Origin of the sequence: Thermoactinomyces sp. CICC 10521 (assembly GCF_016055135.1) — a bacterium.
Lineage (GTDB): Bacteria > Bacillota > Bacilli > Thermoactinomycetales > Thermoactinomycetaceae > Thermoactinomyces_A > Thermoactinomyces_A daqus.
In genome coordinates this window covers 1-13,234 of the sequence record NZ_JAECVZ010000044.1, presented here as the reverse complement: position 1 = coordinate 13,234, position 13,234 = coordinate 1, and the positions used below count along the sequence as shown (strand labels likewise).

Genomic DNA, 13,234 nt, shown 5'->3' with positions numbered 1-13,234 from the left:
CCGGCACCGTCTTCCTTATTACTTGCTCGCTCTGTCCGCCAAGACCCGGGAGGCGCTGGAAGCGAAGATCAGCGACATGATCGCTTTTCTGGAGAAGGAGTCCCCGACGAATGAAGACATGGCCCGGATCAGCTTCACTCTCCAGGAAGGAAGACAGCACTTTGCCTGTCGTTGCGCTGCGGTTGTCAGAGATCGCGAGGATGCGCTGTACCTCCTCAGGCAGTTCGGAGGGGAGGAGAAGTTGCCCAATCTGTTTACGGGCACTGTACCGGAAAGTTTCGTCAGCCAAAAAGTGATGGAGATGTTTGCCCAGGAGCTCATGCGGAAAAGCCATGCGGTTCAAAAGGAGGAGGAATACCGGGAAATCCTTCAGGGGCTGGCCGACCTTTACTGTCAGGGATACGACTTGCCTTGGGAGCAACTGTGGAGGGAAAAACCGGATCGGATGCATCTGCCCACATACCCGTTTGCGCGGAATACCTACTGGGTCGATGTGCCGGAAACGGCGACGACAGACTGCGTGCCGGCGGTTCAGCTTTCATCCCGGCAGCCCGAACCAACACCGGAAGTGTCATCCCCGTTCACGGCCGGTGAGCAGGAAGAAGAAATCCTTCCGCCGGACTCCGCCATCGGGACGGCACCACCGAATCCGCTGCCCGGTGTCAGTCATAATCCGCTTTCAGAGCAAGAGCTGGAGCAATTGCAGGAAGAATTGGCTGCCAGCCTGGCGGAAGCCCTGTATGTCGAACGGGATTTGATTCTGCCGGATAAAAAGTTTATTGAGCTCGGTTTGGATTCCATCGTCGGGGTGGAGTGGATCAAGACCTTAAATAAAACCTATGGCACTTCGATCAAGGCGACCAGGGTCTACGATTATCCGACCATCCGCGATTTTGCGCGATTTTTGCAAAGGGAATTGAAAAAAACGGAGACCCATGCGGGAAAGACGGAGCAAGTGCCGCAGCCTGCGAAACAAGCAGAACCAGCCAATTCATCCGCCCTTCCGGCAGTAACCGTTTTAAAAAAGGGACCTGTGCCGCCGGTTCCCGCAGATGAAGAGAATTCCGGAAAGAAGTGGGAGACCGGGGACAGCGTCAAGGACGGCTCCCAGACTTTAAGCCCGGAGAACCTGGGCCATCCCTTGTTTCAAACCCGGTACGGCTGCAAATGGAACTACGTCGCCGGTTCGATGGCGCAGGGAGTGGCTTCGGAAGCATTGGTCATTGCCATGGCCAAAGCGAGGTTGCTCAGCTTTTTTGGCAGCGCCGGAATTGGCGCTAAAGAGCTTGAATCCCGCATCCGGAAAATCCAATCGGCCCTGAACCCCGATGAACCGTACGGCATGTGCCTGATTGCCAACTTTGACGACCCGCAGGAAGAATGGGAGCACGCTGCTCTGTTCATCAAGTACGGAATTCCGTACATTGAAGCGTCCGCCTATTCCTCCATTACCGCCCCGCTGGTCTATTGCAGAATCAAGGGGATTCAAAAAAAAGGAGGGCGCATTGTATTTCCGAGAAGGATCATCGGGAAATGCTCCCGGCTGGAAATCGCCCGGCAGTTCATGTCCCCTCCTCCAAAGGATCTGGTGCAGCAGTTGCTGGAAGCCGGTTTGATTACAGAGGAAGAAGCGGAGTTATCCCGGTCGGTGCCGATGGTTGACGATATTGCGCTGGAAGCCGATTCCGGCGGTCATACTGATCAAGGGGTTTCATCCGCGTTAGTTCCTTCCGTCATCGCCCTCAGAAATAAAATGCAGCAAGAGCATGCCTATCCGGAACCGATCATGATCGGCTGCGGCGGGGGAATCGGAACGCCCGAAGCCGTGGCATCGGTCTTTATGCTGGGTGCCGATTTTATTTTTACCGGGTCGATTAACCAGTGTACGGTGGAAAGCGGCGCTCATGAAGTTGTGAAAGAGTTGCTCGGTACCGTCACCATCCATGACACGGCAGTGACCGTCGCCGGGGATATGTTTGAAATCGGGGCAAAAGCGCAGGTCGTCAGGAAACATACACAATTCCATAACCGCGCCAACCGGTTATACCAATTGTTCATGCAATACAATTCGATCGATGAGATTCCGGAGGAAATCAGGCACGAGATTGAAACACAGTATTTTAAGAGAACTTTTTCCGAAGTCTGGGATTTGGTTTGTGAGTACAAGAAAAAGAAAAATCCGCAGCATCTGGTCGAAGCGGAGGAAAATCCGCGCTTTAAAATGGTGCTCATTTTTAAATGGTATTTTGCCTATTGCAACCGGGCCACCCTCAACGGGGATGAAACCGAGAGAGATAATTTCCAAATATTCTGCGGACCGGCCATGGGGGCTTTTAACGAGTGGGTGAAAGGAACGCCTTTTGAGCATTGGAAAAACCGCCGCGTGGCCGAAATTGCCGCATTGCTGATGAACCGTGCCTGCGAACACATTCAGTCCCGCTTTGACCGTCCGGTTACGGCAAAAGGAAACGTGACCGCTCTTCCCGGGCCTGTGGAGAAACAGGACGCGGAAGAGACGGCCATTGCCATTATTGGCATGTCGGGGCAGTTTCCAAAAGCCAAAAATCTGGAGCAATTTTGGGACAACCTGGTGAATGGCCGGGATTGTATCTCGGAAATCCCCGAATCGCGGTGGCCGGCTGCCCGATATTACGACACGGATCCGGAAGCTCCCGGAAAAAGCATAAGCAAGTGGATGGGCGTGTTGGAGGATGTGGACAAATTTGACCCTGCCTTTTTCCACATTCCACCGGTTGAAGCGATCGCCATGGACCCGCAGCAACGCCTCTTTCTGGAGAGTTGCTGGAGCTGTATCGAGGATGCCGGATTACGCCCGTCTGATCTGTCCGGAAGCCGTTGCGGCGTATTTGTCGGATGTGCGCCGAGCGATTACGGTCGGTTGTTCAAGGAAGAGGAGTTAAATGCCCGGGTGCTGATGGGCGGAACCACCTCCATTCTGGCCGCACGGATCTCTTATCTGCTGAATCTGCGGGGACCTTCGATGGCGATTGAAACAGCCTGTTCCTCTTCCCTGGTCGCCGTGGCCGAGGCATGCAACAGCCTGATCCTGGGCAACAGCGATCTTGCCCTGGCCGGAGGAGTCTGTATCATGGCCGGCCCGTCTCTCCATATCATGACCAGCAAGGCAGGCATGCTGTCCGGAAACGGCCGTTGTTCCACTTTTGACAATGATGCCGACGGATTTGTGCCCGGCGAGGGAGTGGGCGTAGTCTTGCTGAAACGCCTGAGCGATGCGATCCGGGATAAAGATCCGATTTATGGCGTCATCCGCGGCTGGGGTGTCAATCAGGACGGCAAGACCAACGGCATCACTGCACCGAGTCTTCATGCGCAGGTTGAACTGGAGCGGGAGGTGTATGATCGTTTCGGCATCAATCCCGAACGAATCTCACTCGTCGAGGCGCACGGAACCGGCACCAAGCTCGGCGATCCGATCGAAGTCGAAGCGCTTACCGAGGCATTCCGGTCCTTTACCGGCAAAAAACACTACTGCGCGCTCGGGTCGGTCAAAAGCAACATCGGGCATCTTTTGACGGCTGCGGGAATCGCCGGATTGATTAAAGTGCTGCTTGCCCTGAAACATAAGACGCTGCCCCCGACTATTCATTATCACCGTTTGAACGAACATATTTCCCTGGATGACAGTCCGTTTTATATCAATAAAAGCAAACGCCCCTGGACGGAGCGCGACGGGGTACCGCGCCTGGCGGCTGTCAGTTCTTTCGGGTTCAGCGGGACAAATGCCCATATCGTGGTGGAAGAGTACCTTCCGGAGCCGGAGACAATGGCTCCCACGGACCCGATGGATGGCGGGCATCCGCTCTTGTTTGTCCTGTCAGCCAGAAACGAAGCGCAATTGAAGACGTATGCGAGCCGGATGATGCACTTTATCTGGAAACATCAAAACCTCAATCTCCGGGATTTGGCTTATACCCTGCAAGTGGGCAGAGAGCCGATGGATTGCCGGATGGCTTTTGTCGCCGGATCGCGGGAGTCAATCCTGCAGACATTGAAGCTGTTTACAGAAGGGAATCCGCCGCCGCACCTGTTCACCGCTTCTTTGAAAAGGGAGAAAAACGGGAGCAAGGATTTGCCAATGGGTGAATTCCGTTCAGTTTCATCGCCGGACGGATCATGGGAAGGGAACTGGGAGGAAATCGCCCGGCTGTGGGTGAACGGCAGTCCGGTGGATTGGGATAAACTGTACGGCGGGAGCAGGCCGCGCCGGATCCATCTGCCTTCCTATCCGTTCGAGAGGAAGAGATTTTGGCCTGAGGAAAGGAAAAGCAAGGATTTAATTTCGACCGGAGCGGAACCGGCTGACCATTTGCCCCGTTCCTCAAAATGGTCCGGTGGAGAAGCGGCAGCGTCCGCCGCAAAGCCTGCCGGCATTTCATTAAAGCCTTTGGTGGCGGAAATCCAGCAGTTCCCGGATAAGCGGGAAGCCAAGCAGCGGGCTCCGATCAGGTTGTCTCTGCCTGATCCGTCGCCACGCGAGGCTGTGCCGCTCTCTTTTTCCAATCCCTCCGAGGAGGCTTTGCAGGAGGCGCTCGCTGACAGTCTGGCAGAGATCATGTACATGGAGCGCGGGGAGATCGACCCGGACCGGAACTTTCATGATCTCGGGCTGGACTCGATTTTGGGTGTGGAATGGATTCGCGTGATTAATAAACAGCACGGGACTTCGCTGGAAGCCACCACTTTGTATGATTACCCCACGATTCGCGAATTAGGGAAGCTGATTCTCGCCCAGCAGTCGGTTCAAGGCGCCGGGCCCGGTCTGTTGCAAACGGAAAATCAGGCAGCGGGCGGAACGGATCCCGGGGAAGCCGGGGCCTTGATGGACGAGCTGGCGGACAGTCTCGCGGAAATCATGTACCTTGATCGCAGTGAGATCGATCCGGACCAGAGTTTTACCGATCTGGGATTGGATTCGATTTTGGGCGTGGAGTGGACACGGGCGCTCAATAAACGATACGGAACTGCGATAGAGGCGACCGCGTTGTATGATTATCCGAACTTGCGTGAATTTGCCGCCTGGATGCTCAGGGAAAGGACGGGCCGGGACAAATCTGGTTCTGAACCGTCTGCATCGGTTCCTCCCCTGACCCTGGAAGAGGTGCTGGAGCAAGTGGAGCGGGGGACATTGGAGGTCGAAAAGGCCAATGAATGGTTGCAGAGGCATGATTTGATTTAGGGGGAGGGCAATGATGAACTCGCAAGAGATCCTGCGCGCACTGCAAGCCGGAGAATTCACCCTGGAAGAGGCGAAAGCCCGATTGACGAACATCAGAGAGAAAAATAATCGAAGCCCTCAGCGGGATGAGCGGGAAGCGATTGCCGTGATCGGCATGTCGGGAAGGTATCCCGGGGCAGACAACCTTGAAACCTATTGGGCCAATTTGGCTCAGGGGCGTAACTCGATCCGGGAAATTCCGAAATCCCGCTGGGATGTGCATTCTTATTTTGAACCGTATCCCCCGAAAGACGGAAAAATCTATTGCAAATGGCTGGGCTTGCTGGATGATGTCGACTGTTTTGATCCGTTGTTTTTTCATATTTCGCCGTCGGAAGCGGAAATGATGGATCCGCAACAGCGCATTTTCCTGCAGGAAGCCTACCGGGCCTTTGAGGATGCCGGATACACCCCTGCCGAATTGAACGGAAAGCAGTGCGGGGTTTATCTGGGGATCATGGGCAATGAATACTACCGGATGTTGTGCGACCGGAAGGTTGGGCTTACCGATCTCACGGGAAACAATGCTTCCATCGCTGCGGCCCGCATCGCTTATTTTCTCAATCTCAAGGGCCCGGCCATATCGGTTGATACCGCCTGTTCTTCCTCTCTGGTCGCCATTACGCTGGCGTGCCAGGCCCTGCTTCACCGGGAAATCGATATGGCTCTGGCCGGCGGTGTTTCTTTATACCTGACGCCGGAGCCTTACATCGGAATGTGTTCGGCCGGAATGTTATCTCCGGATGGTCAATGCAAGGCTTTTGATCAGTCAGGCAACGGCATGGTCCCCGGTGAGGGAGCCGGGGCCCTGGTTTTAAAAAGGCTGAAGGATGCCGAGGCGGATCGTGACCACATCTATGGCCTCATTATCGGGTTCGGCATGAATCAGGACGGGAAAACGAACGGAATTACCGCACCCAGCATCAAAAGCCAATTTGAACTGGAAAGATCCGTTTATCAAAAATTCAACATCGATCCGGCCGGCATCAGTTATGCGGAAATGCACGGCACCGGAACCAAGCTGGGAGATCCGATTGAGTTAAAGGCTTTGTCAGCCGCATTTCGGGAGAGGACAGAGAAGAAGAATTATTGTGCGATCGGCTCCGTGAAATCGAATATCGGGCATACGTCGGCCGCCGCCGGTGTGGCGGGTGTCCACAAGGTTCTTCTCTGCATGCGGCATAAGCTCTTGGTGCCCACCCTTAACTTTACGGAGCCGAATGAACATTTCGATTTTGCGGATTCCCCCTTTTACATCAATACGGAAACGATTCCCTGGGAGGCGCCGGCACCGAGGCGGGCTTGTGTCAGCTCGTTCGGGTTCAGCGGAACCAATGCCCATCTGGTGATAGAGGAATACCTTCCGCGGCAGCAGAGAGCGGGAGCACCGGTTGTGAACGCCGATCACCCGGTATTGGTCGTGTTGTCGGCAAAAACGGAAGAGCGATTGAAGGTTTATGCCGGAATCATGAAAGAGTGGGTTCAGGCGCAGGAACGACTGAACCTGGGTGACCTGGCTTACACTTTGCAGACGGGCAGGGAGGCCATGGAGTGTCGTCTGGCTTTTTGGGCCGGATCAAAAGACGAAGTGATCGGGACATTGGATGCTTTTGTCAACGGCAATCATCCGGAGGGGCTGTTGACCAATCAGGTGAAAAAAGGAGCGGGTGCATCTCCCGCCTCTCCCGGACATCCCCCGGGGAAGGCGAGGAGGGACCAGATCGCTGCATGGTGGATCGCCGGCGGCGCGATCGACTGGAACGGTTTGTATGAGGGCAGCCTGCCGCAACGCATTCCTTTGCCGGGATATCCATTTGCCAAGGAACGTTATTGGCTCCCTGGCCGGAATCCTGTGCCTGTGAACGGGAACCGGCTCCATCCCTTATTGCATCGGAACACTTCCGACCTCTCCGTGCAGCGGTTCAGTTCGACATTGACCGGAAAGGAACCGTTTCTGACGGATCACGTGATCCACGGCCGCCGCATTTTGCCCGGATCAGCCTGTCTGGAAATGGCCCGGGCGGCGCTGGAGCTGGCACTGCATCCGAAGGCGGCGAAGGCCTTGCGGGATGGCCGCACACGCATCCGCCTGGTCAATCATGTTTGGGCGGCTCCGCTGGCCGTGGGGGAAGATCCGGTGGAAGTCCATATTTGCCTGACCCCTGAGGAAGATGGAGCGATTGATTATGAAATCTACAGCGATTCCCTTGATCCTGAGGATGAAACCAACGAGGTCCACAGCCAGGGCAGCCTGGTTTTGACCGATCCGGTGACCGTTTCCCCGCTGGATGTCGCAGCGTTGCAGGAGCAATCTCCTCGGAAAATTCTCACGCCGGAGCAAATCTACCCGGCTTTTCGGGCGGCAGGGATTGCATACGGGCCGTCACACCGCCTGATTGAGCGCCTTTATCTGTATGAAGACCAGATTCTTGCGAAGTTGTCATTACCGTCCGGTGTAAACGGTGCGCAAGGGTCTTTTTTTCTGCACCCCGGCCTGATCGATTCGGCGTTACAGGCTGCGGCGGGCTTTGCCATCGCGGTGAACGCGCCTTTAACTTCACTGCCGTATTCCCTTGAAACATTGGATATACTGGCCCCCTGCTCCGCCGGTATGTGGGCTTATATCCGCCGGCGTGATGGGAATGGGGCAGCATCTCCGGGCGCCGGGCTGCTGGATCTCGATCTGTGTAATGAAGACGGGGGGATCTGTGTGCAGATCCGGGGATTTTCGACCCGGCCGGTAAATTCGTTGCAACGTGAGGGAGCGGAAGATGCGTTTTATCTCGATCTGTCGGAGCGGATTTGGAAGGGCGAATTATCTGAAGAGGAAGTCGAACGGATTTTAACGGCTTCAAGATAAGGGGTACCGGAAAAATGGATAGACAGTTGAAAGAGTTATACAGACAGCTGAAAGAAAAGAAAATCACACCGGAGGAAGCCGCCGTCCGATTCAAGAGTTTGCATGTGCGACGGCAGCAAAACGAGCAGCGGAACAGAATACTGGCTTTTTTGCAAAAGGCGGCAGCCTCTGTGCTTCAGGTTCCTTCCGCGGAGATTATGAGTGATGTGAAACTGGGTGAATACGGCTTTGATCCGCTGAAGTTGACGGAACTGGCTGATCTCCTTCAGACGGAATACGGAGCAGACCTCACCGCCCGGGAAATTGCGGAACACGAAACCCTCAACAGTCTGGCGACATTTTTGCTGGAATCCTTCGGCCCTCTCTTTAACGCCGAAACCAATCGTCTTTCGGAAGCTGTGGAACAACAGAGTGAAGGCCTGACAGCGGAAGAAGGGCGACTGGTACGGAAGGCGGCTGATTATTTAAAGCGGCTGCTTGCATCCGTCCTGAAGGTACGTGCGGAAGAGATCGCTCCGGACCGGGATTTGGAGAAATACGGCATCAGCTCGATTATGGTGATGAAGCTGACGAACGAGTTGGAAAAAACATTTGGCCCGTTGCCCAAAACGCTGTTTTTTGAGTACAAAACGGTAGACGAACTGACAGGCTATTTCCTGGCGCATTATCGCGAACAGTTGGAGCGGACACTGGGCGCAAGTCCCGCTGTCTCCGCTGCTTTGCCGGAACCGGTGGCTCCGGTGGCGAAAGAGCGCAAAAGCGGCCGGGGGCGGAAGTGGCGTCCCGCTTTCCGCACGGTTCCTGCGGAGAAAACTCCCGAAACCGCGGACATCGCCATCATCGGCCTGGCGGGGCGCTATCCCGGAGCCCGCAATATGCGCGAGTTTTGGCGCAATTTGCAAGCAGGGAAGGACTGCATCACCGAAGTTCCCAAAGAGAGGAGGGAACTCTGGCAATACACGGAGGAACAGGCCCGTGGCATCTGGGGCGGTTTTCTGGAAGAGGTCGACCGGTTTGATCCCCTGTTCTTTCACATTTCCCCGCGGGAAGCGGAATTGATGGACCCGCAGGAACGGCTGTTTCTGGAATGCGTCTATGAAACCCTGGAGGATGCGGGATATACCCGCCGTGCCCTCGGGGCGTACAAGGGACGGGGAATGGAAGGCAATGTCGGGGTGTTCGTCGGCGTCATGTACGAGGAGTACCAGCTCTACGGAGCGCAAGAACAGCTTCGGGGAAGAAAGGTGGCCTTGAATGGAAGCGCCGCTTCCATTGCCAACCGGGTCTCCTATTTCTGCAATTTTCACGGCCCGAGCATGGCCGTGGATACGATGTGCTCCTCATCCTTGACGGCGATTCATCTGGCCTGCCAGCACCTACAAAAAGGCAGTTGCGAAGTGGCGATCGCCGGCGGGGTGAATGTGTCGATTCACCCGAACAAATACATCGCCCTGCAGCAGGGGCAATTCCTCTCAAGCAAGGGACGGTGCGAAAGCTTTGGGGATGGCGGCGACGGCTATGTGCCCGGAGAAGGAGTCGGTGCGGTTCTGTTGAAGCCGTTGGCCCGGGCCGTGGCGGACGGTGATCACATTTACGGAGTGATCAAAGGGACGGCCCTCAATCACGGGGGCAAGACACACGGCTATACCGTCCCCAATCCCAATGCCCAGGCTGATGTGATCAAGCAGGCTTTTCGCCAGGCCGGCATCGACCCGCGAACCCTTCAATACATCGAAGCGCACGGCACCGGAACGGTCTTGGGCGACCCGATTGAAATTGCCGGTTTGACCAAAGCCTTTCAGGAATATACCGGCGACCGGCAGTTTTGTGCCATCGGCTCGGTGAAATCCAACATCGGGCATGCCGAGAGCGCGGCCGGGATTGCCGGATTGAGTAAAATCCTGCTGCAGATGAAATACGGGCAGCTGGTGCCCTCCCTGCACTCCCGGGTGCTGAACCGCCATATTGACTTTGCCTCGACCCCCTTTGTCGTTCAGCAGGAACTGGCAGAATGGAAGCGGCCGGTCGTGATGCGACAGGGGGTGCCCCGGGAAGCTCCGCGCCGGGCGGGAATCTCGTCGTTTGGAGCCGGAGGGGCCAACGCCCATATCGTGATTGAGGAATATCTCCCGCCCGAAGAAACGGATCGGGAGCCGGCTGCAGCCGGCGGGGGCCCGTTCCTGATCGTCCTGTCGGCACAAACGCGCGGGCAACTGCTGGAGCAGGCGAAACGCCTGCACTCGGCGATCGGGGAAGAAGGCTGGACCGACCGTGATCTGGCCGCTCTGGCGTACACGCTGCAAGTGGGCCGGGAGGCGATGGAAGAGCGGATGGCCCTCGTGGTCACCACCATGGAAGAGCTCCGGGGAAAATTGGCGGACGTGGTTGCCGGAAAGCAGGAGATCGAAGGATGTTACCGGGGGTCGGTCAAAGCTCATAAGGCAGTCCTGGCGGTCCTGGCGGCGGATGAGGATATGGAGCAAATCCTGGAGGTCTGGCAGAGAAAAGGGAAGTACGACAAACTGCTGGAGCTGTGGGTAAAAGGGATGGACATCGACTGGAACCGTCTGTACAGCGGGAAGAAACCCGGACGGATGAGTCTGCCCACCTATCCGTTTGCCCGGCAGCGCTGCTGGATTCCGGCGGAAGAGAGAAAAGAGCGGCCGCTCACAGGCACCGTGCTCCATCCGCTGCTGCACCGGAATACCTCCGATTTGTATGAACAGCGGTTCAGCTCCGTGTTCACGGGCGAAGAATTTTTCCTGTCCGACCATCTGGTCGGAGGGAAGCGGGTTCTGCCGGGAAGCGCCTGTTTGGAAATGGCCCGGGCGGCCGTCGACCGGGCCGTCGGCGGCTGGACGGGAGAAGGGAAAGGGATTCGCCTGCGGCAGGTGAATTGGCTCCGGCCCGTCGTGGCAGGCGAGCAGCCGGTGGAAGTCCACATCGGGCTGATCGCGGAAAATGAAAACGAGATCGCCTATGAAGTGTACAGCGAAACCGATGCGGGAGAAGAGGTGGTTCACAGCGAGGGAACGGCCGAACTGATGACGGACGCAGTCCCGCCGGTGCTGGATCTGGAAGCGGTCAAAGGGGAATGTTCCCGCAGGACGCTGACCGCGGAGGAAATGTATGAAGCCTTCGCCAGAATGGGCATCCGGTATGGAGAGACCCACCGGGGGATAGCGGAAGTGCATGTGGGAGAGGGGCAAGTGCTGGCCCGCCTGCACCTGCCTTCCGCGGCAGCGGAAGCGGGCAAGGGCTTCCACCTCCACCCGGGGATGGTCGATGCGGCGATCCAGGCGGGTTTGGGGCTGGGCATTGATTCCGGCCGTCTCGAGCCTGCGCTTCCGTTTGCCGTGGAAGAAGTGGAGATCTACGGCAAAACCGGCCCGGCGATGTGGGCACGGATTCATCAGGAAACCGGTGGGAAGTTGTCCGTCGATCTGTGCGACGAAACCGGCCGGATTTGCCTGCGAATACGGGGGCTGGTTACACGGGCGGTGTCGGGTGAATGGTTGCAGGAAGCCGGCCGTGCGAAAACGGAACATGTGCTGCTCCGCGCTGACTGGCGCGAACAATCGGCGGAGAAAACGGCAACTGCGGGTTCTTTTGCTGACCAACTGGTGCTTCTTTGCGGGATGGACAGTGTTTCCCCGACAAAGGTGGAATCATTCCTTCAGGGGGGACGATGTCTTGCGCTGCCGGTTGATAACAGCCATAGCGGAGAGCAGTTCCAAAATCATGCCCTGCAATTGTTTGCAGAAATACAGCGAATCATGAAAACCGGGCATCCGGGCAGCGTTCTGATCCAGATCGTTGTTCCGGATCAAGGAGAAGAGCAACTTTGGGCCGGGCTTCAGGGGATCATTCAGACAGCGCATCTGGAAAATCCCCGGATCATCGGGCAGTTGATCGCGGTCGAAGCAGAGGAAACGGAGGAAGAGATCGCGCGAAAGCTAAAGGAAAACGCAGCCTGCCGCGAAACCGACCGGATCCGGTATCAGGACGGCAAACGATATACGGCCGCTTGGCGCGAAATAAAAGCGGACCTGCCAAAATCCGATCTTCCGTGGAAAGAGGGCGGGGTTTTCCTGATTACGGGTGGTGCCGGCGGTTTGGGACTTCTTTTTGCCAGGGAAATCGCCTCCCGTACAGCGCAAAGCACGCTGATTCTGACGGGACGATCCCGCCTGGATGAACGCAAGCGGGCACAGATCAAAGAATTGGAACAACTGGGGGCACGGGTGTTTTACCGGCAGGTGGATGTCACCGATCGTTCGGCTGTGGAAAAACTGATGGATCAAATCCTCCGGGAATTTAAGCAACTTAATGGGATTATTCACAGTGCCGGAATCATTCGCGACAACTTTATCATCAAAAAGACGGACGATCAATTTTTGGCGGTGACAGCCCCGAAAACGGTGGGACTGGTCAACCTCGATCTGGCCAGCAGAGAGATCCATCTCGACTTTTTTATCATTTTCTCCTCACTGGCGGGCACCTTGGGCAATGCAGGACAGGCTGATTATGCGTGCGGAAGCGCCTTTATGGATGCTTATGCCCGATATCGCCAGGCCCTTGTCGAACGAAATGAACGGCACGGGCGCACGATCTCCTTCAACTGGCCCTTGTGGCGTGACGGCGGCATGCGCCTTGATCCTGAAACGGAGCAAATCATGCAGGAGAGCACGGGACTGGCCGCGCTGGAGACTTGGCGGGGCATCCGCGCCTTTTATGAAGGTTTTGCATCAGGAGAGCCACAGGTCATGGTGATTGCCGGAGAGCGCCGCAGATTCGGGGAGATCCGGTCGAAACTGCAGATTCAGCCGATTCATCCGGATGACGGGACAAAGAAAGTGGTTGCCACGGAAGAAAAATTCGTACAGGAGAGCGGAGCGGACCAGCTTCGCAGGAAAGCGATTGACTATTTGAAAACGCTGCTCTCAGCCGGGCTCAAGATTCCCGCCGGACAAATTGAAGCGGACGCCGAATTTATGAAATACGGCATCGACTCGGTCATGGTGATGAAGCTGACGAACGAGTTGGAAAAAACATTTGGCCCGTTGCCCAAAACGCTGTTTTTTGAGTACAAAACGGTAGACGAACTGACAGGCTAT

Annotated in this window: 3 protein-coding genes and 1 pseudogene; all 4 read left to right on the top strand. The window is 56.3% G+C overall.

The genetic code is table 11. The features are described from left to right. Window positions 1-5,218: PfaD family polyunsaturated fatty acid/polyketide biosynthesis protein (locus I8U17_RS17060; RefSeq protein WP_198059885.1), on the top strand; the 5,218-nt coding region annotated here is incomplete at its 5' end. 109 nt (window positions 5,219-5,327) lie between these two features. Next, window positions 5,328-7,445 (top strand): annotated as a pseudogene (locus I8U17_RS18935) (type I polyketide synthase); the annotation flags it as partial. A gap of 81 nt (window positions 7,446-7,526) precedes the next feature. Next, window positions 7,527-8,117 carry a polyketide synthase dehydratase domain-containing protein gene (locus I8U17_RS19020; RefSeq protein ID WP_483316479.1) on the top strand — a complete coding sequence of 197 codons (591 nt, stop codon included), beginning with the start codon at window positions 7,527-7,529 and terminating at the stop codon, window positions 8,115-8,117. A 14-nt stretch (window positions 8,118-8,131) separates the two neighbouring features. After that, window positions 8,132-13,234, top strand: a 5,103-nt coding sequence (locus I8U17_RS17050; RefSeq protein ID WP_198059883.1) for an SDR family NAD(P)-dependent oxidoreductase, incomplete at its 3' end; no start/stop codon positions are given.